General features: G+C 59.3%; 19 protein-coding genes and 1 pseudogene. 15 read left to right on the top strand and 5 right to left on the bottom strand.

All coding sequences use genetic code 11. The features are described 5' to 3' along the window. Positions 1-443: 443 nt before the first annotated feature. Both DKK74_RS04505 and DKK74_RS04500 read left to right on the top strand, forming a co-directional pair. A complete protein-coding gene (locus DKK74_RS04505) occupies positions 444-1,613 on the top strand; it encodes an aminotransferase class I/II-fold pyridoxal phosphate-dependent enzyme (RefSeq protein WP_110413000.1) in 1,170 nt (389 codons plus the stop codon). 68 nt (positions 1,614-1,681) lie between these two features. Then, entirely contained in the window at positions 1,682-2,674 is a 993-nt protein-coding gene (locus DKK74_RS04500; protein ID WP_110412999.1) for a D-2-hydroxyacid dehydrogenase, read from the top strand. Between the two features lie 39 nt (positions 2,675-2,713). Here the strand turns inward: DKK74_RS04500 and DKK74_RS04495 are convergent, their stop codons facing one another. Then, positions 2,714-3,304, bottom strand: coding sequence for a xanthine phosphoribosyltransferase (locus tag DKK74_RS04495; protein ID WP_110412998.1), 591 nt, complete (start codon positions 3,302-3,304; stop codon positions 2,714-2,716). Positions 3,305-3,551: 247 nt separating this feature from the next. On the opposite strand from DKK74_RS04495, the gene DKK74_RS04490 reads away from it, so the two are divergent. Next, positions 3,552-3,845: a hypothetical protein gene (locus DKK74_RS04490; RefSeq protein WP_046322990.1), complete on the top strand. Its 294-nt coding sequence runs from the start codon at positions 3,552-3,554 to the stop codon at positions 3,843-3,845. A 192-nt stretch (positions 3,846-4,037) separates the two neighbouring features. Beyond that, a complete protein-coding gene (locus DKK74_RS04485) occupies positions 4,038-6,554 on the top strand; it encodes a UvrD-helicase domain-containing protein (protein ID WP_110412997.1) in 2,517 nt (838 codons plus the stop codon). 27 nt (positions 6,555-6,581) lie between these two features. On the opposite strand, the gene DKK74_RS04480 is transcribed toward DKK74_RS04485, so the two are convergent. Continuing rightward, positions 6,582-7,235: a response regulator transcription factor gene (locus DKK74_RS04480; RefSeq protein ID WP_110412996.1), complete on the bottom strand. Its 654-nt coding sequence runs from the start codon at positions 7,233-7,235 to the stop codon at positions 6,582-6,584. Further along, complete coding sequence (locus DKK74_RS04475; protein WP_110412995.1) at positions 7,232-8,494, bottom strand: sensor histidine kinase; 1,263 nt, start codon at positions 8,492-8,494, stop codon at positions 7,232-7,234. The genes DKK74_RS04480 and DKK74_RS04475 overlap by 4 nt, the downstream gene beginning before the upstream one ends. 180 nt (positions 8,495-8,674) lie before the next feature. On the opposite strand from DKK74_RS04475, the gene DKK74_RS04470 reads away from it, so the two are divergent. The 4 genes and pseudogenes from DKK74_RS04470 (at position 8,675) to DKK74_RS08890 (ending at position 12,881) form a co-directional block, all read left to right on the top strand. Next, positions 8,675-9,631, top strand: a complete 957-nt coding sequence (locus tag DKK74_RS04470; protein WP_110412994.1) for an ABC transporter ATP-binding protein — start codon at positions 8,675-8,677, stop codon at positions 9,629-9,631. A 41-nt stretch (positions 9,632-9,672) separates the two neighbouring features. Continuing rightward, positions 9,673-10,866 carry an ABC transporter permease gene (locus DKK74_RS04465; protein ID WP_110412993.1) on the top strand — a complete coding sequence of 398 codons (1,194 nt, stop codon included), beginning with the start codon at positions 9,673-9,675 and terminating at the stop codon, positions 10,864-10,866. Beyond that, entirely contained in the window at positions 10,853-12,190 is a 1,338-nt protein-coding gene (locus DKK74_RS04460; RefSeq protein ID WP_110412992.1) for an ABC transporter permease, read from the top strand. Before DKK74_RS04465 ends, DKK74_RS04460 begins: the two co-directional genes overlap by 14 nt. A 119-nt stretch (positions 12,191-12,309) precedes the next feature. Then, positions 12,310-12,881 (top strand): annotated as a pseudogene (locus tag DKK74_RS08890) (NAD(P)H-dependent oxidoreductase). Between the two features lie 114 nt (positions 12,882-12,995). On the opposite strand, the gene DKK74_RS04450 reads toward DKK74_RS08890, so the two are convergent. After that, a complete protein-coding gene (locus DKK74_RS04450; RefSeq protein ID WP_110412991.1) occupies positions 12,996-14,273 on the bottom strand; it encodes an MFS transporter in 1,278 nt (425 codons plus the stop codon). Beyond that, positions 14,270-14,956, bottom strand: coding sequence for a TetR/AcrR family transcriptional regulator (locus tag DKK74_RS04445; protein WP_110412990.1), 687 nt, complete (start codon positions 14,954-14,956; stop codon positions 14,270-14,272). The genes DKK74_RS04450 and DKK74_RS04445 overlap by 4 nt, the downstream gene beginning before the upstream one ends. A 318-nt stretch (positions 14,957-15,274) precedes the next feature. On the opposite strand from DKK74_RS04445, the gene rpsD reads away from it, so the two are divergent. The 7 genes from rpsD to mltG all read left to right on the top strand — a co-directional run bounded on the left by rpsD (position 15,275) and on the right by mltG (position 21,961). Beyond that, entirely contained in the window at positions 15,275-15,901 is a 627-nt protein-coding gene (gene rpsD / locus DKK74_RS04440) for a 30S ribosomal protein S4 (protein ID WP_015021916.1), read from the top strand. A 92-nt stretch (positions 15,902-15,993) separates the two neighbouring features. Continuing rightward, the gene (locus tag DKK74_RS04435) at positions 15,994-16,662 is read left to right on the top strand and encodes a histidine phosphatase family protein (protein WP_110412989.1); all 669 of its coding nucleotides are present in this window, start codon (positions 15,994-15,996) and stop codon (positions 16,660-16,662) included. Positions 16,663-16,754: 92 nt separating this feature from the next. Further along, positions 16,755-17,186 (top strand): DUF948 domain-containing protein, encoded by a 432-nt coding sequence (locus tag DKK74_RS04430; protein WP_110412988.1) that lies wholly within the window; start codon positions 16,755-16,757, stop codon positions 17,184-17,186. Next, positions 17,186-17,425, top strand: a complete 240-nt coding sequence (locus DKK74_RS04425) for a hypothetical protein (protein ID WP_024627396.1) — start codon at positions 17,186-17,188, stop codon at positions 17,423-17,425. Before DKK74_RS04430 ends, DKK74_RS04425 begins: the two co-directional genes overlap by 1 nt. Before the next feature lie 167 nt (positions 17,426-17,592). Then, positions 17,593-20,274 (top strand): alanine--tRNA ligase, encoded by a 2,682-nt coding sequence (alaS, locus tag DKK74_RS04420; protein ID WP_110412987.1) that lies wholly within the window; start codon positions 17,593-17,595, stop codon positions 20,272-20,274. 7 nt (positions 20,275-20,281) lie between these two features. Beyond that, positions 20,282-20,764 carry a Holliday junction resolvase RuvX gene (ruvX, locus tag DKK74_RS04415; RefSeq protein WP_110412986.1) on the top strand — a complete coding sequence of 161 codons (483 nt, stop codon included), beginning with the start codon at positions 20,282-20,284 and terminating at the stop codon, positions 20,762-20,764. Beyond that, complete coding sequence (gene mltG, locus DKK74_RS04410; RefSeq protein WP_258334455.1) at positions 20,765-21,961, top strand: endolytic transglycosylase MltG; 1,197 nt, start codon at positions 20,765-20,767, stop codon at positions 21,959-21,961. Positions 21,962-21,966: the final 5 nt, after the last annotated feature.

Genomic DNA, 21,966 nt, shown 5'->3' with positions numbered 1-21,966 from the left:
TCGCTAGGATGGTGAATGAGCGATTCGAGGAAACATCCCAAAGGAACCTCAAGATAAATCTCGGAAAATTTGAGATCAATCTCGTCTGGCTTCGCCTGTCTTGCCATAGGCACGTTTATTTTGGATGCTTGTGGCGTCCGCAAATGGAAGAACCTGGTCAAATAGTGGTCGCGTTCATTGGATTGCTGGAGCTTCGCTGTACGCTTATTACCAATGCTGATTGTAGATTCCACAGGAGGTTTCAGCATGCAGGGCACGCGATTTACCTATTGGTGGCACGGATTCGATCTGTGACGCCGGGTGCCTTGTAGGAACGGTTGCACGGATCGGAACCCACCGGCCCTGCAGTCGTCGACAGCATTTCCCATGCATCGTCACCGCATAGTCGGTAAGGCAGCACCAACAACAGTGGTTGTAGTAACCGCATGGGAAAGGACAAGCCAATGACATTGGCGGATCATATGAATGCCAGGGTCAAAGCTCTGGCGCCGAGCGACATACTCGAGTTCAACAAGGAGATCGCCGGAATAGACGGCATCGTGAAGCTGACTCTTGGTGAGCCTGACTTCTTCACCCCAGAGCACGTCAAGCAGGCGGGTATCCAGGCCATCCAAGACAACCACAGTCATTACACCGAGAGTCGCGGCATGCCCAGTCTTCGTAAGGCGGCTGCCGACTATCTTCACGCCAAGTACGGGCTGGACTACAACCCTGACAGCCAGATTGTGATCACAGCCGGGGCCACAGGGGGCATCTTCTCGGGCCTTACCGCCATGATCAACCCGGGTGATACGGTCATTCTGCCAACGCCTATTTTCCCTCTCTATATTCCAATCGCCCAGCTGAGCGGCGCCAAGACCGTCTTCGTCGACACATCCGATGACGGCTTCATTCTTAAGCCGAACAAGCTGGAGGCCGCCATCGAAAACAGTGATGGTCCAGTCAAGGCCCTGGTGCTCAACTATCCGACCAACCCTACTGGCGTGACCTATGCCCGAGAGGATCTGGAGGCCCTGGCCCAGGTGGCACGCAAGCATGGCTTCTTCGTGCTCAGCGATGAGATCTACGCCGAGCTTACCTACCAGGGCACTCATGTATCCATGGGCACTATCCTTCCCGAGCAGACGATCGTTCTTGGCGGGGTTTCCAAGTCCCACGCCATGACTGGATGGCGGGTCGGCATCGCCGCTGGCCCCGCCGACGTGATTGATCAGATCAGCAAGGTCAACGAGTTCACTATTACCTCGGTGACCACCAACGCCCAGTATGCGGCCCAGGAGGCTCTGACCAAGGGTATGAATGACACGGACCCAATGCGCGAAGCATATCGTAAACGGCGGGACTATCTGGTCAAGGCCCTGCCTGAGGTCGGGCTGGACGTCATTGATCCCAAGGGCGCCTTCTATATCTTCGCCCAGCTGCCCGAGGGCATGCGCGACAGCTGGAGCTTCGTCTATGACCTGGCTCGCAAGGCCAAGGTGGCTGTAATCCCCGGGGCAAGCTTTGGGCCCGGGGGCGAGGGCTACGTCCGCATCTCCTACGCGGCCTCCATGGAGGACCTGCACACCGCCGTGGAGCGGATCGGCGACTATATGCGTCAGAATCGCGGATGACTCATCTGGCGATTCATCCGACAGCCGGCAAAAACCATCAATGAAGACAGTTACCAAGGACAGGAAAAATGACCAGCATTCTTATGTATTCAGTACGTCCCGACGAGCAGGAGGCCATTCAGGCCTGGGCGCAAGCCAATGACATTCAAGTGGATACCACTGACCACGATCTGGGGATGAACACTGTTGACATGATCAAGGGATACGACGGAATCGTCATCCAGCAGCGCGCGGCTCTGCCCGAGCCTGAGCTCTACCAGCGGCTCAAGGAGTATGGTCTCAAGCAACTGACCCTGCGAATCACCGGGTATGACATCGTCAATCTGCAGGCCGCTCGGGAGAACGGGTTGGTCGTCACCAACGTACCTGCCTACTCGCCCCGGTCGGTCTCCGAACTGGTTCTGGCCCAGGTCATGCGTCTGGTTCGGCATTTGGGGGAGGCCAGCGCTCGCGAGGCCAAGGACGACTATACCTGGGATGGGCTTCAGGCCCACGAGATCCACAACCTGACCGTGGGGATCATCGGAGCCGGCAAGATTGGATCGGCCGTGGCCAGAATCTTCCGGGCCCTGGGCTCCACCGTCATCGCCAACGATCCGGTCCATCGCCCCGAGCTGGCAGACACCCTGGATTACGTGGATCTGCCCACCCTTTTGAAGCGGGCCGACATCGTCACCGTTCATACGCCGCTGGACGATACCACCCATCATCTGATCAATGCCCAGACACTGGATGCCATGAAGCCCTCGGCCTTCCTGATCAACGCCGCCCGCGGCCCTATTGTGGACACACTGGCCCTGATTGAGGCCCTGCAGACCAAGTCCATCGCCGGTGCTGCCATCGACACCATCGAAGGGGAGGCCGGCATCTTCGAAAAGAATCTGAGCGGGACCAAGGTCGACAACCAGGCCCTGGAGACCCTCAAGGCCATGCCCAACGTGGAGGTCTCGCCTCACATCGGCTTCTACACCGATGCCGCCGTGACCGCCATGGTCAACATCTCCCTGAACGATGTAAAGGCCATCCTGGAGGGCGGCACTAGCGAGCATCAGGTAGACTGACGCTATTGTTCCTGTGACCCGGACCGGGCGTCGACCTTCTCAGGCGGGATTGTGAGCAAAGGTGATGGTGCCCTGGTCCGGGTCCATGCTTTCCACGATGGCCAAAGATTTGAGGTTGTAGCCCTCTTTGCGCAGGGTGCGGCCACCCTCCTGGAAGCCCTTCTCCACGGCGATGCCGATGCCCTCTACGATGACTTTGGCGTCCTGGCAGATGTCAATCAGACCGTGCAGGGCGTTGCCCTTGGCCAGAAAGTCGTCAAGGATCAGCACATGCTCGCCTTCCTTGAGAAAGCGCTTAGCCACGATGACGGGGTACTCCCGCTGCTTGGTGAAGGAGTAGATACGGGCTGTGTACTGGTCGCCGTCAAGGTTGATGGACTGGGTCTTTTTGGCGAAGACCACTGGGACGTCGCCGAAGTGACGGGCGGCCAGGCAGGCGATGCCGATGCCGGATGCCTCGATGGTCAGAATCTTGTCAATTTGGTGACCGGCGAACAGGCGGGCCCATTCAGCGCCCATGTGGTCGAAGAGCCGCACGTCGCACTGATGGTTGAGGAAGGCGTCCACCTTGAGTACATTGCCAGGCTTGACCGTGCCCTGGCGGCGGATTCGCTCCTCAAGTTCCTGCATGTCATCGTCCTCGTCGTCATGAAAGCGGGGCCCCTATGGTCCCGACGGATAAAAACCAAGATAACCCGGTTCAGCGACTGTCGTCAGACTGCTCTGATCCGTCAGGTTTCACCGCCAGCGGATTGGAGTGTCTTCCTGGCGTGTCAGCCCGTCAATCCGCGGATTCAAGGCCCTGACTGTTACAGTGAAAATTGACCGCAATGGTCACGCATCGTCGCGGTGCGTTAAAGGACCTAAGGAGGACCATATGGGGATTCTGGATGATGCAAAGGATGCCATGAAGTCTGCCGGCGAGAAGATTTCCGACGTCGCAGGCGATGTAAAAGACACCGTTATGGACAAGGCATCCGATGCCAAGGACGCCGTTGCCGACAAGATGGGCGATGCAAAGGACGCTGCCCAGGACAAGCTGGGTGACGCCAAGGACGCCGCCTCCGACAAGATGGACCAGGCCAAGGCCGATGCAAAGGTCGGCAAGGCCAAGGCTGAGCAGGGCGCCACCGAGGCTGTCAACAACGCCAAGGATCAAGTGCGCAACTGACTGGGTCATCTCGACTTCCCCGACTAAACCCCGTTCGCTTTCCCTCTCAGAAGCGGGCGGGGTCTTTTATGTCTGCTGGCTAACCCGTGAGCCAAGGTCGATGACACCTCTTTGTGGTAGAAATGGTTGGTTGCCGGGTGTGCGCCATCCGGCCTGTGACGGTGACCGAGACCAGATGGCAAGAGGTGGCTTGTGAACGAGGAACCGGACTTGATCCAGCGCAGCGCCAAGGAACTGCTCAAGGGACTCAACGATCGGCAGGCCGAGGCAGTGCAATACCAGGGGCAGGCCCTGCTGATCGGAGCAGGCGCAGGCTCGGGCAAGACCAGGGTGCTGACCCGCAGAATCGCCTGGATCCTCAGTCAGTTTGGCGCCTGGCCCAGTCAGATTCTGGCCATCACCTTCACCAACAAGGCGGCTTCTGAGATGCGCGAACGTCTGCGCAGGTTGATTGGGCCCGTGGCCGACCGCATGTGGGTGTCTACCTTCCACTCGGCCTGCGTGCGTATTCTGAGGCGGGACGGCAAGGAGATCGGCTTGCGGTCGGGCTTCACCATCTATGACACGGCCGATTCCGAGCGCCTGATCAAGCTGATCGGCAAGGATCTCAACATCGATCTGAAGCGCTACACCCCAAGAAACATTCTGAGCCATATATCTGACTACAAGAACAACCTGCAGGATTGGCGCACGCAGCTGCAGGAGTACGCCCCCGACTACCGGCCCGGTCAGCGCGGCCAGCAGATCACCGCCCGCTTCGGCAACGAGGAGGAGCTCTACTCCGTAATCTACGCCGAGTATGAGCATCGGCTGGCTCAGGCCAATGCTGTCGATTTCGACGATCTGATCGTACGTACGGTCCAGTTGCTCCAGCAGTCCCCGATGGTGGCGCAGTATTACCACCATCGCTTCCGCTACGTGCTGGTGGACGAGTACCAGGACACCAACCATGCCCAGTACGTGCTCATGCGCGAGCTGGCCGGTGCAGATGCCGGCAAACAGGACCAGGCCTGGATCACCGTGGTGGGCGATTCGGACCAATCCATCTATGCCTTCCGAGGGGCCGACATCAGCAACATCAGGGACTTCGAGAAGGACTTCCCCGGAGCCCGGACCATCCTTCTGGAGCAGAACTACCGTTCCACCCAGACCATTCTGGATGCGGCCAATGCCATCATCGTCAAGAACGAGGGCCGCAAGCCCAAGAAACTCTGGACCGCACTGGGCAAGGGGGAGCCCATCGTGGGCTATGCAGCCGACAACGCCCAGCAGGAGGCCGCCTGGATTGCCACCGAGATCGCCCGACTGCGCAGCGAGGAGGGCATTCCATACTCCGACATGGCCATCATGTACCGGGCCAACGCCCAGTCCCGCGCCCTGGAGGAGGGGCTGATCAACGCCGGTCTGCCTTATCAGCTGGTGGGCGGGACCCGCTTCTACGAGCGTAAGGAGATCAAGGACGCCCTGGCCTACCTGCACGCCATCGCCAATCCCCAGGACGACGTGAACATGCGCCGGATACTCAACGTGCCCAAGCGCGGCCTGGCCGCACGCGCCGAGGCGGCGGCGACCTCCTATGCGGATCTTCATCAGGTCTCCTTCTGGGAGGGCGTGCAGCATATTGAGGAGGTACCCGGGGCCTCCACGCTGATGGTCAAGCGGATGAAGGCCTTCAGGGATCTGATTGCCTCTTTGACCGACTTTGCCGCAGAGCACAATACCAAGCCGTCTCAGATTGTTGAGAAGGTGCTGGAGGAATCCGGCATGCTGGATGAGCTTCGCAAGTCGGTCGATCCGCAGGATGCCTCCCGACTGGAGAACCTTGGCCAGCTGCAGTCCGTGGCTGCCGAATTCGAGCAGAAGACTCCCGACGCTACGCTGGCCGGTTTCCTGGAGACCACGGCACTGGTGGCCGACTCGGACCAGCTGCCGGGCCTGGGGGACGACTCAGGCAAGGTGACGCTGATGACCCTGCACACGGCCAAGGGCCTGGAGTATCCGGTGGTCTTCCTGACCGGCATGGAGCAGGGGACCTTCCCTCACTCCCGCTGCCTGGAGGATGCCGATGAGATGCAGGAGGAGCGTCGACTGGCCTATGTGGGCGTAACCCGTGCCAAGAGGCGTCTCTACCTGACCCGGGCGGCCGTCCGGTCTCAATGGGGGCAGGTCAATGAGATGCTGCCCAGCCAGTTCCTGGATGACATCCCTGACGATCTGATCGACTGGAAGCGTCGGCAGGCCGGCAACGAGCGGATGCGCGCAGGCTGGGACCTGGGTGGCGACGAGGACGAATTCGGAGGCTTCGAGGATGAAAGCGATGGCCGCGCATTCGGTCACCGTTCATTCGGCGGTTTTGGCTCTTCCCGCAATGGGTATGGGCGTTCGCGGGCCTCCGCACAGCGGTCATTCGGTTCTTCCGGGTACGGCTCTCGTAACTCCTCCTCCAGAAGCGGAAGAGTTACAACCAGGAGGAGCACAGCAAGCTCATCGTCCTCCGCACACGCTGGCAGGGCCTCGGCCCAGCCCAAGTCGAATGGCCTGTCCATTCAGGATTTCTCCCTGGGAGACAGGGTGGCCCACGATCAGTATGGCCTGGGCAAGGTTGTTGACATTCAGGACAAGGGTCACAACTCGGTTCTGACAGTGGACTTTGGCTCCGAGGGGACCAAGAGGCTGATGCTGCGCTTGGCTCCGATCGAAAAGCTCTGAACGATCGAGACTCCAAAAGCTGTATGCTCACGACTCTTGCGAGGACAGCCATTCCACGGCGAGTTGGGTGCGGTTGGCCAGGTTGGTCTTGGCCAGGATGGCTGAGATGTGATTGCGGACGGTGCCCTCACTGAGATAGAGCCGCCTGGCGATGGCCTGGTTGTCGAGGCCGTCGGCCACCAGAGCGACGATTTCCTGTTCGCGGTCGGTCAGTGTTTGGAAGCGCCGGGTAACAGGTTCTGCTGGGTCTTTTCGTGTCTGCTCCTCCTGCTTGCCAAGTGAGAGATTAGCCACTGCTTCAGCGCCAAGAACCGTCTGCCCAGCCATCACAGCTTGCAGGGCCGGCACCACAGAAGCCACGTCCTGCTTGATTACATAGCCCTTGGCACCCAAGGCCAAGGCACGGGAAATATACTCCTTGTCGGCAAAGGTGGTCAGAAAGAGTACACGGGCAGTCGAATCCATGGCGATGATGCGCTCCGCCGCCTCCAGGCCGTCCATACCAGGCATCTGCACGTCAAGCAGCAGTACGTCAGGCCTGCCACCAGCGGCCTGGTAACAATCCAGGGTTGACTGGCCGTCACTGGCGGTCCAGAGCACGTCTGCAGTGCCGGTTGCGGTCAGAATCGTTGACAGGGACGAGCAGACGATCGGATCGTCATCAGCGATAGCGACTTTCATGCCATTACCTTCCTATCCTCTACGTGCTCAGTTGCACTGCGGTTGAACCAGGGCTCCTTTGGCAAGGATACGAAGACCTTCCATCCTTTTCGATTGGGTCCGCTGTTGGTTGTGCCGCCCAGGGCTCTGGCCCTGGCCTCTATATCGGCCAGCCCCATGCCGCGCTGGAGCTCTGGTTTCTTATGACGCGAGCTGTCAGGCTGCGAGTGCTGAATTCCACCGTCATCCTGCACCACCATCTGCCAGAAGGCCGGTAGATCGCGCAGAATGACCTGTGCCGACCTTGCTGAAGAATGGCGGACCGTATTGGTAAGGGCCTCGCGAACAATGCTGGTCAGGCAACGGCACACTGGTGCAGGCGCTGTCTCAATGCCGTTGTTCAGATCGACCTGTAGCTGCCCCATAGAAGCCTCGGAGCTGGCAGCTTCCATCTGGGATGCGAAGTCGGTGCCCTCATCCTCCAAGTCATGCACCGAACGACGAATTGTGGTCATGGCTTCGTCTAAAGTCTTTCCGACACTATCAAAGACTTGCTCGGTACTCTGATCGCCCTTGCTCTGAGCAACCACCCGGCCAGCCTGGGTCTGCATGATGGCTCGGGTGAGCAGGTGGCCCACATTGTCATGAATATCTCGGGCGATCCGGGTCCGCTCCGATAAGTGCGCCATCCGGGTCGCCTGGGCTCTCTCCTCGTCCAGATCGCTGATGCGGCCATGCAGTTGGCGAATCCTGTAGCGCTCGGTGTCTTCAATCTGCCATACGCGACACTTGGCCACGGCCAAGTGTGCACAAGTCAGTCCGCCGCCTTGCGCCAGTGCCGAGGTTAATAAAGCCAGCAGGGCATAGCGTTGGGGGAGGCCTCTGAAGAGTATGAGGTCGGCCATGGCAGGTATCAACCAAAAGAATGACGGCAACAAGGCCAAGAGCAGCCTGGGCCAGGCCAGTCCGGAGTTCTTGGCTTGGGGATCTTTCATGCCGACTGACCTGGTGACTGGAACCATGGTTCCGAGTCCGACGCCCGCCTCAAAGGCCAGGGCTGGCAGGAAGAAGAGCCAGTCTGGTATGAACGTTGCCAAAAGCGATACCAGAGCGCCGCCCCACATGGAACCTGGCGCAGGCAGCAGCCATTCACACAGGGCTCCTGCGGCTACTGAGGCCAAAAGGCCAGCGATCAGGGTGCCTGATACCCCTGAACCATACCATGATCCGCATAAGGTCCCCAGGCCAAGCAGGACCAGCCAGCCAGCTATCCTGCCCATGAATGTCTCCTCGCCCTGTTGCTCTATTGTCTCAAATAGTAATTGTCGGGCTACCCGTTCCTGAGCCTAAGCGCAGGCAAGACTACCCATGACAAATGTCATAAGTTGTGATTTGACCGTCTACAACATTGATGACGGCTGTCATGGTGTTGGGCCAGCCCTAGCTGGGATGATGGAATCATGAACAGTTCACGTGAGCAAGAGCCAGCCTTGCAGGTCAGCGCATTGGTGAAGCGCTACGGCGACATGGTGGCCTTGGACCACTTCGACATGGAAGTCAGCCGAGGTGAGGTATTTGGACTGCTTGGCCCCAATGGTTCAGGCAAGTCAACCGCCATCAACTGCATACTGGCCCTGCTCAGCTTTGAATCGGGGACGGTTCGGATATTCGGGCAGGAGATGACCCCGACCTCCTACGACCTTAAAAGTCATATAGGCGTGGTTCCACAGAATGTGGCCGTCTTCAACGAACTGAGCGTGCAGGAGAACATCGACTATTTCTGCTCCCTCTATGTGCCCAAGAAGGCCGACCGCAAGGATCTGGTTGAGCAGGCCATTGACTTCGTGGGACTGGGCGACTTTCGAAAGTTCCGTCCCGGCAAATTGTCGGGCGGTCTGCTGCGCAGGCTCAACATCGCCTGTGGCATCGCCCATCAGCCCGACCTCATCTTTTTCGACGAGCCCACCGTCGCCGTTGACCCCCAGAGCCGCAACGCCATCCTGGAAGGCATCGAACGGCTGAACGCCCAAGGGGCCACGGTGGTTTACACCAGCCATTACATGGAAGAGGTGGAGGAGATCTGTACGCGCATCATGATCATGGACCACGGTCGTCAAATTGCCCTGGGCACTGCCGAGGAGCTCAAAGGCATGGTCCAGGTCGGCGAGCAGGTCACCGTCGAGACTCTGGATCTGCAGGACTCCACCCTAGCCCGGATTCGTGCCCTGCCCCTGACCCAATCCGTCGACTATGACGGCAAGGAACTGGTCATCCACTGTCGCCAGGGCGAGCACAACCTTCAGGACGTGCTGACGGTCCTGGAATCCACCAAGACCAGCTACGGCCACCTGACCAGTCGTCCGCCATCCCTGAACGACGTGTTCCTGGAACTGACCGGCAAGGAACTGCGCGACTGAGCGCGGTCCCAAGGCTCAATTGCCGTAAGGAGCACCTATCTATGTGGAACTCATTCCTGATCAACGTCAAGACCTCGATACGCAACACTTCCTCTCTCTTCTGGGTCCTGGCCTTCCCAGTCATTCTGGCCGCTCTGATGCTGGGCATCATGGGCAATCTGCAAGACAGTTACACCGCCGAGGCACAGCACTTCGCCATTGTTTCGGACGCTAACTGGAAAGCCAACCCAGGTACTGACGAGTTGGTTTCCTCACTATCGAAGAAACCCAAGGCAGGATCCGAGGACACTCAGCTGCTTGTCCCGACGACAGTAGCTTCCCGGGACGAAGCAAATACGCGTCTGGATAGCCGGAAGGATATTGGCTACCTGTACGCGGGCCCTGACGGACTGGTCAACATGGTCCTGTCCGACCGCGAAGCCGCCAGTATCCAATCCGATGCAACCGCCTCCGAAGGCATCGCGGTCTCCATTTTGTCCGCCTCGCTGGGCAGCTTCAACCAGGCCAACTCCGCAAGGGCAGCCATTGCCTCACCAAGCAACCAAATTCTGCTGCAATCCGGCGGGCAAATCTACACAAAGCAGATCCGCCTGACGCACATCCACCCTTCAATGACTGCACCCTACTTCTTCGCTGTGCTCGCTATGGCCTGCCTTATCGGTGCCAGCACCGCCGCCGAGATGATAGCCAAGACTCAGCCCAACCTTTCAGCCCTAGGAGCCCGACGGGCCAGCTCGCCCAGCCCCAAGTGGAGGCAGGCAGCGGGCGCCTTCCTGGCCTCCTGGCTCGTCTCCGCAGTCAGCCTCCTGGTCGCCTACATCTTCGTCCGCACAGTTTGCGGCGTGCAAACCGGTGGTCGTGACCTAATAGCCCTCATAGCCATCGCCGTGGGCACCTTTATGGCCACCGCTTTCGGCTCTATGATGGGCGCGATTCCCAAACTCCCCACCGAAACGAAGGTTGGCCTGGTCATAGGCATCGACTGCACCCTGAGTACCTTTATCGGCCTCTACGGCAGCATGACTATGGATCTCAACAACGCCATCCAGGAGCATGCTCCTATCCTTCACCTGCTCAACCCAGTCAAGCAGGTCTCCAACCTCTTCTACGACATTGTCTACTACGACAGCCTGGCACCCTTCGCCCGCACCTGCGGCATCCTGGCCATTATGGCCGCCCTCTTCCTGACCACCTGTGGTCTGCTCCTAAGGAAACAACGGTATGAATACTTGTAAAACTGCACTGCGCGTCATCTGGGCACATAAGTTCTACCTCCTCCTGTACCTGGTGGGCATGAGCCTGATCATGATTGTCGTCGGTTCCGCGAATATGCAGGCCGCGGTGCGTGCCAATGCCTCAAGCTCGGTTGGTCGTTTTGAACCCGCACGTGCGAAGGTGGTCGTCATCAATAGGGATAGCGGTAACCAGGCTGGTTGCGAGCTGGGCCAGGGTCTGAAGAAGTATCTGGGCAAGTCGGCCCATCTGGAGACAGTCGAAGATAAACCTCAGGCTCTGCAGGATGCCAACGTATCCGGCAAAAGTGATTTAACTGTCATCATTCCTAAGGGATATGGACAACGGTTCCTTGTGGCGCTTGAAGACACTGCTGCCCAAGCTCACAGCGGCGGTAAGACGTCTGATTTTCCTAAAGTTGAAACGGCTGCCTCCTATAATTCCAGCCGTGGCAGTCTGGCACAATTGCAGGTGGACAGTTATTTTGATGCTCTTCGTACTGCCTTGCTTACGGGTCTGGGCCAAAACGGTTCGATGGATCTGCATTCGTCTACGGCGGTTAAGGATGCTGCTGCTTATGCAGTGGCCCACTATTCCGGTAACCAGCCACATGTGGGCATCCATGCCAGCCCGAAGACTGATGGCCACGGAGCCCTGTTGAAAGGCTTCGCTACGACAGTCGGCCTGGCTGCTTTTCCCTTAATGACGGCATTGACGGTCTGCGTTGCCACGCTCTTCGGAGCTTTCATTTCTCCTGACCGACATCGACGCCTGCTTGCCTCTCCAATGCGATCAAGCAGCCTGAATATACAGGAGCTCATGGCAGCCCTCATTCTGGCAGGCATCTCCTGGGCATACTATGTGGCACTCGTTGCCTTCAGCATGGCGGCATCGGGGGTTTCCCTGGCGTCACTGGGCTGGGGAAGGGTACTGCTGAGCTTTTTCGCCATGCTGGTATTCGCTTTGTCGGCGGCATCCTTTGGATTCATGCTTGCCCAGTTCAATCCCTCCTCTTCGCTCATAAACTCGGTAGGGGTCATCTTCGGCCTGGTGGTTATGTTCACCTCCGGGTCCAGTTCCGGCGGCTTGCTGCCTCCGGTCATGCAGACCATCGGCAAACTGACGCCGGGTTGGTGGTACAACACTGCAGTCCAATCAATCATGGATTCAAGCACAACAGGTTTGGCCTCCTGGGGCCTTCCGCTGACTGTGGTTGCCTTGTTCGCTCTGGCTTATGCCTGTGTCGGTCTCATGGTCTCCCGCCTGACACGCACCCGGGCCACCCTGGTCGCTCCTGTCAGCTCCGACCCCAGTATGATCGGGTAGCTTTCCTGTATTCATATCATCTTTCTGTCAGCGGTTTTGCATACGGTAATCTATCGAATATAAAACTATTTTGGACAATAGATAAAACCAAATGCGGCATAACTGAAGAAGTAAATGATATGAACATACTTGTTATTCAAGGATCACCCTATGGCGGTAGTTTTAGCCATGCCAACGCCCAGGCTTATGCACAAGCCGCCCGGCGCAAGGGTCACAAGGTCGAAATGATCGACCTCAGCCAGGAAGACTTTGACCCGGTGCTTCGCTACGGCTACGCCAAGCACATGGAGGACGAATCAGCCCCCAAGCGTTATCAAGGTATGGTCGCCCGAGCCGATCATCTGGTCTTTGTTTTCCCATTTGGTGGGCGGGTGAGCCGGCCATCCTCAAGGGCTGGGTGGATAGGGTACTCACGCCACAATTTGCCTATCGGTATGAGAGCAGCCTCAAATCGGAGGGGCTGCTCAAGGGCAAGACCGCACAAATCATCAGCAGCAGTCATGGCCCGGCCTTCGTCTCCAAGATGTATGGTTCCACTGTGACCCGATGGAAGTACTCCATCCTAAAATTCTGCGGTATCAAATTCACTGGAGCCAGCATTCTGGGCCGCATCGACTCGAAGGTTGATACGCCTGAACGCCGCCAAGCCTTCACTCGGAGGATTTGCGAGACAGTCCCCTCAGCAAAGTAAGGCCTGTCAGCTTTATCGAGACGCTTTTGTGTCTATGCCGCTAAGCGATGGATCCTTGGTCGTCAATGGCGAAAAAGCGCCGGCGCGGCATTCAAAAGGCCTTTGCCTCCTTGATTATTCATCCGGCTTCATGGCCAGTCTGGCAATCAGACATGTCAGCAGTGTCACCATGACAACACCAGTGATGATCAAGGTCATGGGGCAGTGGTCGATTAGTGGGCCGAAGGCGGCCTGTCCCAGCGGAATCGCACACATGCATAGACTGTTGGTCAACCCTATCACCTTGCCTATCAGCATTGCAGGGGTATGAATCTGCTCATAGGACATGGAAGTGATGTTGACCGTCTGCACTATTCCCGCAGCCAGAGCCATGCACCCGGTTACCAGGGCGAAGAGGGCATATGTATGCAGATGCAAAAGCAGTCCTGCCGCAATGGGCAGGAGAACCAGGGCGCTGCTCGAGAGCAGTATGGGTATCCGTTGCAGATAGAACCAGTTTGGACGGATGGAAACCAAGATGGCTCCAAGCAGGCTCCCGCAGGCCAGTATTCCTTCGGCCAGCCCCTGCATGGCATTGCTCAGACCCAGCGTGCGAGTGACCATATATGGCAAGGCCACGTTGATGTAGGAGGCAAAGATCAGGTTGGCCGCCAGGCTGAGTCCTATGACCACTTTGAGGTTGCCATGTCTGACCAGAAATTGTGCAGCGGCTTTGGTGTCCTCGGCCAGGTGGCTAACCAGCGCTCTTGGGCCTTGTGAGGGGCCCTGCGCTGGTTCGGGAATCCTGACGGCGATTTTGATCCAGACGGCAGAAAGAAGACAGACCAAGGCGGCAACCCCGACCACTTGCATGATTCCGAATAATCCCATGACCATGCCGGCCAATACTGGTCCGATCATTCCTACTAGGGAGATCGCCTGGGACACCAGGGCTGATGCGCGGGTCAAGTCTTTTTTGTCTACCAGGCAGTGGAGGGCTGCTTGCACCGTTGGGCTGTAACAGGCCCTATAGGCATTGACCAGCATCATGCAAGCCACGGTCAAAAAAACCGGGTCGATCTTGCGGCTGATCAGGATGTACAAGAGTGCTGTCAATGCCGACAGAATGTCCAAAACCGCCATGGTGGACTGCTTGTGCAGCCGGTCGGCCAGAGCTCCGCCCAGAGGGGTCAGGAGTATGGATGGAAGGACTGCCAGAGCGGATGCCATGCCATAGAGGGATGCCGATCCTGAAATATTGAGCAGGTGAAGCGGCAGGGCGAAGACCAAGCATGTTTGCCCTAGATTGGAGAGAATCTCAGTCGTCAGAAGAGCAATGAACGGCAGTGTCAGCAGCCCCCTGCCCTTGGAGCGGCCCCTACCTGAGTCTTGGTCGTGAGCGGGCGGGTTCATATCGCGACTTCGCTTTCGGTCTTTTCCTTCTTGTTGCCCTTGGTGTCGGTGCCGAAGGAGGCCAATAGGTCGGAGAATCCCTGATCTTGCAGGGGGATGCCCAAGCCTTGCATGATCGAGAAGAAACAGGCGGCTCTGGTGCGCAGTTCTGCCTGCGCGCCCCGGCGAAAGAAGGGCAGCAGCCACATGTTGGCCAGTAGGCGGAGGATCTCTGCGGCTTGTTCGACGTGTTCCACATGCAGTGAGCCGTCCTGGTTGCCCTGTTCCAAGAGGTCGACAAAGTCGTCCCGCTCGTCCACCACGGCGGTGAATTCCATGCCGATCATCTTGGGATTGGCTTTTGGATTGAATTTGCGGAACATCAGATCCGCGGCCTCCAGTCTCTTTCGCGCTCGCTCAGGGGAGAAGAGCGACTGCAGCTGCTCCAAAGCCGTGCCTTGCTTCGACGGGGTTTGGCCTTTGCCGGTCGCCTCGCTCATGGTGTTCATCAACCTATTGGCCACGGCGTCGAAGAGATCTTCCTTGGACCGGAAGTGATGGTAGACGGCTCCCTTGCTCAAGCCTGCTGTCGCATTGATGATGTCCTGCATGCTGGTTTTGTCGTAGCCCTGGCTGGTGAAGAGCTCAGTGGCGGCTTTGATGATCCGCTCCTGGGTCAGCTCGGGGTGTGCGTTGCGGGCCATGGTCGTCTTCCTTTCAGGTCGCTGAGTTGAATCGTCATTGATCGGTTGGGGGAGTCTTCATGCCTTGGATCAATTACATACCGACCGTTGGTATGAATATATCACAACATACGCTCTGCTGTAGGTCGCGCTCATGTGGTTTAATAAACACTTGGTTTGCGCATCTGTGCGCGAACCTATCTGGAGTCTCAGCCCATCAATGGGTCGGCGGCCGCAAGGTCGTTCGTGCTTGGCACGGTGAAGCATTGGAGAGGCCTGACTCGACGGTTTCGGCCGTCTTCGTTCAGATAACGACAGAAGCAAGTAAGGATTGCATCAATGACTAACATTCAGCGTGCGCGTCGCCAGGTTCGCCTGTCCCGCGCTCTGGGCATCGCCCTGACTCCCAAGGCCCAGCGCCTGTTCGAGAAGCGCCCCTATGGCCCCGGCGAGCACGGCCGCAGCCGCCGTCGCACCGAGTCCGACTACGCCGTCCGTCTGCGTGAGAAGCAGAGGCTGCGCGCCCAGTACGGCGTTTCCGAGAAGCAGCTGCGTGCCGCCTATGAGCGGGGCACCCACGAGTCCGGCCAGACCGGTGCCGCCATGCTTCGTGAGCTGGAGTGCCGCCTGGACAACCTGGTCCTGCGCGCCGGCATCGCCCGTACCACCGCCCAGGCCCGTCAGTACGTGGTTCACCGCCACATCCTGGTCGATGGCAACATCGTGGACCGTCCCTCCTACAGGGTCAAGCCCGGCCAGACCATTCAGGTCAAGCCCAAGAGCCAGACCATGGTACCCTTCCAGATTGCCGCCGAAGGCGTCCACCGGGATGTGCTGCCCGCAGTCCCCGGCTACCTGGATGTGGACCTGGCCTCCCTGAAGGCCAGCCTGGTCCGCAAGCCCGAGCCGGAGGAGATCCCGGTTCAGATCAACATCCAGTACGTGGTCGAGTTCTACGCTCGCTGAGTACTAGGAACTTTGGGGCCCCGGTTCGTCCGGGGCCCTTTGCATGTCAGGATCTGCCGCCCCTACTGGGGTATGGGTGGGATAATAGGGGCATGTTGCTCCATCTGTATGCCGTCCGCCATGGGCAGACCTATTTCAATCGCTACAACCGTCTTCAGGGCTGGTCCAACTCGCCCTTGACTTCATCGGGGCTGGAGGATGCCGACCGTGCAGGTCGTAAATTAACCAAGGTGAGCTTCGCGGCAGCCTACTGCTCGGACACCACCCGGGCCCAGGAGACAGTCCGCAGGATCCTGGCCCAGAACCAGTCTGAGAACAAGCCTGAACCGGTCAGCGACAGCCACTTTCGAGAGCAGTTCTACGGCTACTTCGAGGGGCAGGACATGGCCATGGCCTGGTGGGCTGCAGGCGCGCCCCATGGAGCAGGCACCTACCAACAGATTGTGGACCAGTTCGGTCTGTCCGCCACCAGGGACTTCCTCAAGGAGGCCGATCCCTTCGGTGATGCGGAGTCCGACAGCGAGTACTGGACGCGCATTGCCGGCGGATTCGCACTGATTGCCGCCGACCCGCATCTGAAAGATGGCGACCGTGTCCTGCTGATCTCGCACGGCAACACCCTGCTCAGCCTGGTCAACCGATTCGGCGGCGGGCGTTATGACACCAGCAGCCGCCCGAGCAACGGAAGCGTCACCATATTCGACTTCGATACGGAGGCCCCTTTTGAGCGCACCCTGCAGGTTCGGTCTTTTAATCAATGAGCCGGCTTCAACAGGCCGGTCATGGCCTGGACTGATAGACAGCGCGTGCTAGCGTTGTCCCCAGTATCGTACCAATGGAAGAGAGGTAGCAGATGGACGTAGGACAGATTGCCGGCCTGATAGCGGCCATTGCCTTCGCTATCCTGGCGGGGTTTCTGATCTATCCCCTGATTCGTCTGGGGAAGCTCTTCGATCAGCTGGCGCAGACCATCAAGCAGGCGGGCGACCATGTCGTGCCTACCTTGGACGAGTCCGCCAGCACGGTCACCCAGCTCAACCAGACCCTGACCGACGTCAATCGCATCTCCGCAGCGGCCTCAACCACAGCAGGCAACGTCGGCGCCCTGACCGATCTGTACGGATCGATGCTGGGCAAGCCGGTCATCAAAGTGGCAGCCTTCCTCTATGCCCTGCGCAAGACGATCTCGTCATTCCTTTCAGGAGGTCGCGACAGCGCCGAATCCAAGCCCTCCACAGCAAAAAAGGCCGATGACGGCCAAGGGAACGAGGGGGGGACCCGCTGATGTTCAAACGGATCTTCTGGATGGGTCTGGGCGTCACGGCAGGCGTGGTCCTGGTGACCAAGGCCGAGGCCTATGTGAGGGCCAATACCCCCAAGCGTGCGAGGGAATTCGTGCTGGGCGAGGACCAGGATCAGGTGGCCTCACGGACCCTGTCCGGACTGGTACGCCAGTTCACCCAGACAATGCACCAGCGGCAGGACGAGCTGGACCGCCGCTATTTGGACCGTTTCCAGGGCTGAGCCTGGGGCGGACAGGCCAGGACAGATGCGTCTGGCCGATGTAAAATCACCATATTCAGCTATCAGTCCGGAGTGTGGGCGACCTGTTCGCACCCCCGGACAACCGAGTCATTTGGACAACCCGCAATCCAGTCGGCGTTCACCGGGTCTGAAGGAGCAGAAGCAGCATGCGCACATCGGAAATCGCCAAGCGTTTCCTCGATTATTTCCAGGACAAGGATCATCTGGTGGTTCCCTCCGCCTCCCTGATCTCGCCCAATCCCACCACGCTCTTCACCATCGCCGGCATGGTCCCCTTCATCCCCTACCTGCTGGGGGAGCAGACCCCGCCCAAGAGCCGGATGGCTAGCAACCAGAAGTGCGTGCGTACCCTGGACATCGATGAGGTTGGAAAGACCACCCGTCACGGCACCTTCTTCCAGATGCTGGGCAACTTCTCCTTCGGGGACTACTTCAAGGAGGAGGCCATCCACTATGCCTGGGACCTGCTGACCAAGCCCCAGGACCAGGGCGGCTACGGTTTCGATCCCGAAACAATCTGGGTGACCACCTACACCGACGATGACGAGGCCCGCTCCCTGTGGAAGAACGAGGGCTTCGACCCCGAGCATATGGAAATCCTGGGCATGGAGGACAACTTCTGGACCACCGGCGGTCCCGGTCCCGGCGGTCCCTGCTCTGAGATCTACGTGGATCGCGGCCCTGCCTACGGCAAGGAGGGCGGCCCCTCGGCCGACGAGAACCGGTACATCGAGATCTGGGATCTGGTCTTCGAGAATTACGAGGTGGACAACGTCCGCTCCAAGACCGACCTGCACATCGTGGGCGAGCTGGAGCATAAGAACATCGACACCGGCGCCGGACTGGAGCGTCTGGCTTACCTGCTCCAAGGCAAGCAGAACATCTATGAAACCGACGAGGTCTATCCCGTCATCCAGGCTGCAGAGGTCCTGTCTGGGCGACATTACGGCGACGATGCCCAGGATGACGTGCGCTTCCGTGTGGTGGCCGACCATGTCCGCTCGGCCCTGATGATCATGAGTGACGGCGTCCGCCCCAGCAACGTCGGTCGCGGCTACGTGCTGCGTCGTCTGCTGCGCCGGACCATCCGTTCCATGAAGATGCTGGGCGTGGACCAGGAGGTTCTGCCCCAGCTCTTCCCGGTTTCCAAGGATGCCATGGCTCCCAGCTACCCAGAGCTGAACGACACCTTCTCTGATGTTGCCGAAGCCGCCTATGGTGAGGAGCTGGCCTTTCGCCGGACCCTGGACAAGGGAACCACCATCCTGGACACGGCCGTCAAGAAGGCCAAGAAAGGCAAGGGCGATCCCGAGGTCTCCGGCAAGGATGCCTTCACCTTGCATGACACTTATGGGTTCCCCATCGAACTGACCCTGGAGATGGCCGCCGAGCAGGGCGTCAAGGTGGATCAGGCCGAGTTCCGAAAGCTCATGAACGAGCAGAAGTCCAGGGCCCGCGCCGATGCCATGAAGAAACGGCACAACGTGGACCTGAGCGTCTACGACGATATGCGCAAGAGCCTGGACGAGCCTCAGGTCTTTCTCGGCTACACCGACTTCTCCAGTCGTTCGACCGTCCTGGGCATCATCCAAGAGGGCAAAGGAGCGGTTCCGGCCGTCAAGGCGCCTGCTCAGGTTGAGGTGATTCTGGACCGCACGCCCTTCTACGCCGAGGCCGGTGGTCAGCTGGCCGATCAGGGGGAGATACTGACCGATGATGGTGCCGTCCTAGAGGTGGATGATGTGCAGAAGCCCATCAAGGGGCTGACCATCCACCGCTGCCGGCTGACTGAGGGAACGCTGACCCTGCAGGCCAAGGTCACGGCCACCATCGACAGAAACCGGCGCGGGGCCATCGCCCGCTCGCACACCGCCACACACATGGTCCACAAGGCCCTGCGTGAGGAGCTGGGTCCCCAGGCTACGCAGCGCGGTTCCGAGGATGCGCCCAACAGGCTGCGCTTCGACTTCCAGTGGTCACAGGCACCCAGCCGACAGGCCATGGATGCGGTGGAATCCCGTGTCAATGACCGCCTACGCGACAACCTTGCCGTGACCGCTCAGGAGATGAAATACGACGACGCCATCGCCCTGGGTGCCATGCACTTGTTCGGCGAGAAGTACGGCGATGTGGTCCGTGTGGTCTCCATTGGCGAGGACGGCTGGAGCCGGGAGCTGTGCGGGGGAACTCATGTGGACCACGTGGGCAAGATCGGTGCGGTCTCCATCATGTCCGAGGCTTCGGTAGGCACTGGCGTTCGTCGTGTTGATGCCGTTGTAGGCCAGGGAGCCTACGAGTACAACGCCCGTGAGCATGCCCTGGTCTCCCAGCTTTCCGACAAACTCAACGCCCGCCCTGACGAGCTTGAGTCCAGGATCTCGACCCTGCTGGCCAAGCTCAAGGAGTCCGACCGTCGGCTGGCGGCGACCTATGAGCGGCAGATGGCCCAGGCTGTGCCCGAGCTGGCTAACCAGGCCCTGCATGCCCCGGGTGAGGTCAAGGTTGCATCCCGTAATATGGGACATTTCGGCTCGGTCGATGCGCTGCGCAAGGCGGTGACCGATCTGCGGGCCCGCATGGGCGATGAATACCCGGTAGTAGTTGCTCTGGCCGGTGTCAGCGAGGATGACAAGCCGGTCATCTTCGTAGCCACCAACCAGGCGGCCCGTGACCGCGGTCTCAGGGCCGGCGACCTGGTCAGGACGGCCTCCAAGGTCCTGGGAGGCGGCGGCGGCGGCAAGTTTGACTTTGCCCAGGGCGGCGGCCAGGATGCTTCGGCCATTGATCGGGCCCTGAACGCCCTGAGCGATCAGGTCCAAGAAGGCTGAGCTTCCCGTGGGATCACAGACAGCTGTGTGGCTGGGGGTGGATCTTGGTGAAGCCAGGGTGGGTCTGGCCCTGTCGGACCCTGGGCTGACTCTGGCCTTCCCCGCTGGCAACATCAGGGTTCAGGGCGACTACTTTCAAGCCCTGGACCAGGTGGAAGACCTGATTATGGACAAGTGCGTGTCCCGAGTCGTAGTCGGCCACCCCTTGCTTCTGAGCGGTCAGGCTGGACGCAGTGCCAAAAAGGCGGCCCGTTGGGTGCGTGCCCTGACTGGACGCCTGCAGGAAGCTGCCCAGGATATCGAAATTGCTCCAGAGCAGCTGCCAAGTGTAGTATTGCGAGACGAACGACTGACGACCGTCAGCGCCCATCGTCAGCTCTACGATGCCCGCGTGGACGGGCGAAGACATCGTCCCATGGTCGATCAGCAGTCCGCTGTTGTGCTGTTGCAGTCAGCCTTGGACGATCAACGTGCCGACAAGGAGTGCTAATTGGCCGACAACATGCAGGAATTCTTCCAGGATAAAGTCCAATGGGTTGCCGATGGGCAGGCCCCGGTTTCTGCTATGCCGCCGCGTCCTCCCCGTTCACGTCGTGAGATGCGCCGTCGGCGCGAAAGGCGCAAGCATCGCAAGCAGATCATGATCGTCATCATCGCCCTGGCTGTTGCGCTGGCCACCTCCTGCGTGGTGATTCTGGTAGGCGGGCTGCGCCATGGCGCCCCTAGAATCGTAGCCACCAAGGAGGTCGCTCCCGACTATCCAGGTCCCGGCGGACAGCCCTTGGAGTTCACAGTCGAGAGCGGCCAGGGGGCTGATCAGGTGGGTGCCAATCTAGTCAAGGCTGGAGTGGTTAAGTCCACGGCTGCCTTCCTGCACGCCATAACCAGCACCCAGTCCGAATCAAGGCTCCTGCCTGGCACTTTCGATCTGCGGCTCCGGATGAAGGCCTCGGATGTGGTGGCCATTTTGACCGACCGGAGCAAGGCCGGAGGCTTCCTGCAGGTGAGGGCGGGCGAACGGGTCCGCGATGTGGTCGTCCGGGCCGCTCAACTTTCCGGAGTTCCGCAGAGCGAATTCGACGCCTTGATCCAAGCCAAGGGCGAAGACATCCTGCCACAGGAGGCACAGGGTAATTTTGAGGGATGGCTGCAACCTGGCGAGTACGATGTGCGCAAGGCTGGGTCGGCCAAGGCCATTCTGAGCAATCTGGTCTCCAAGCGGATCGAGCACCTGAACCAGTTGGGCGTGCCCGGCGGCCAGGATCGGCAGACCATACTGAACACGGCCTCCATCACCGAGGCCGAGGTCAACAAGTCGGAATACTACAGCAAGGTGGCAAGGGTCATCGAAAACCGATTGGCCAAGGGAATGCCCTTGGGCATGGACAGCACCGTGGCCTACTCCAACAATGTCTCGGCCTTGAAGCTGACCGATGCCATGCTGAAGAATGCCAACGACCCCTACAACACCAGGATCCACCAGGGTCTGCCACCAGGCCCCATCGGTAGCCCTGGGGACGAGGCTATCCAGGCGGTCATGCATCCTGAGTCGGGTGACTGGCTCTATTTCGTGACCGTCAACATGGACACGGGAGAGACCAGGTTCAGCGACAACCCTGATCAGTTCAACCGCGATGTCAAGGAGTACAAGGCCTGGGAGTCCAAGCACAACCAGCAGAGCCAGTAGTGCCT

This window comes from Bifidobacterium asteroides (genome assembly GCF_003202755.1).
Lineage (GTDB): Bacteria > Actinomycetota > Actinomycetes > Actinomycetales > Bifidobacteriaceae > Bombiscardovia > Bombiscardovia asteroides_F.
The sequence above is the reverse complement of the archived record's forward strand: the minus strand, read 5'-3'. Positions and strand labels throughout refer to the sequence as shown.

Bases quoted from the DNA above. Each gene is read 5' to 3' on its own strand.
- DKK74_RS04505 (WP_110413000.1), top strand. From the start codon at position 444: ATGACATTGGCGGATCATATGAATGCCAGGGTCAAAGCTCTGGCGCCG.
- DKK74_RS04500 (WP_110412999.1), top strand. From the start codon at position 1,682: ATGACCAGCATTCTTATGTATTCAGTACGTCCCGACGAGCAGGAGGCC.
- DKK74_RS04495 (WP_110412998.1), bottom strand. From the start codon at position 3,304: ATGCAGGAACTTGAGGAGCGAATCCGCCGCCAGGGCACGGTCAAGCCT.
- DKK74_RS04490 (WP_046322990.1), top strand. From the start codon at position 3,552: ATGGGGATTCTGGATGATGCAAAGGATGCCATGAAGTCTGCCGGCGAG.
- DKK74_RS04480 (WP_110412996.1), bottom strand. From the start codon at position 7,235: ATGAAAGTCGCTATCGCTGATGACGATCCGATCGTCTGCTCGTCCCTG.
- DKK74_RS04475 (WP_110412995.1), bottom strand. From the start codon at position 8,494: ATGGGCAGGATAGCTGGCTGGCTGGTCCTGCTTGGCCTGGGGACCTTA.
- DKK74_RS04470 (WP_110412994.1), top strand. From the start codon at position 8,675: ATGAACAGTTCACGTGAGCAAGAGCCAGCCTTGCAGGTCAGCGCATTG.
- DKK74_RS04465 (WP_110412993.1), top strand. From the start codon at position 9,673: ATGTGGAACTCATTCCTGATCAACGTCAAGACCTCGATACGCAACACT.
- DKK74_RS04460 (WP_110412992.1), top strand. From the start codon at position 10,853: ATGAATACTTGTAAAACTGCACTGCGCGTCATCTGGGCACATAAGTTC.
- DKK74_RS04450 (WP_110412991.1), bottom strand. From the start codon at position 14,273: ATGAACCCGCCCGCTCACGACCAAGACTCAGGTAGGGGCCGCTCCAAG.
- DKK74_RS04445 (WP_110412990.1), bottom strand. From the start codon at position 14,956: ATGGCCCGCAACGCACACCCCGAGCTGACCCAGGAGCGGATCATCAAA.
- rpsD (WP_015021916.1), top strand. From the start codon at position 15,275: ATGACTAACATTCAGCGTGCGCGTCGCCAGGTTCGCCTGTCCCGCGCT.
- DKK74_RS04435 (WP_110412989.1), top strand. From the start codon at position 15,994: ATGTTGCTCCATCTGTATGCCGTCCGCCATGGGCAGACCTATTTCAAT.
- DKK74_RS04430 (WP_110412988.1), top strand. From the start codon at position 16,755: ATGGACGTAGGACAGATTGCCGGCCTGATAGCGGCCATTGCCTTCGCT.
- DKK74_RS04425 (WP_024627396.1), top strand. From the start codon at position 17,186: ATGTTCAAACGGATCTTCTGGATGGGTCTGGGCGTCACGGCAGGCGTG.
- alaS (WP_110412987.1), top strand. From the start codon at position 17,593: ATGCGCACATCGGAAATCGCCAAGCGTTTCCTCGATTATTTCCAGGAC.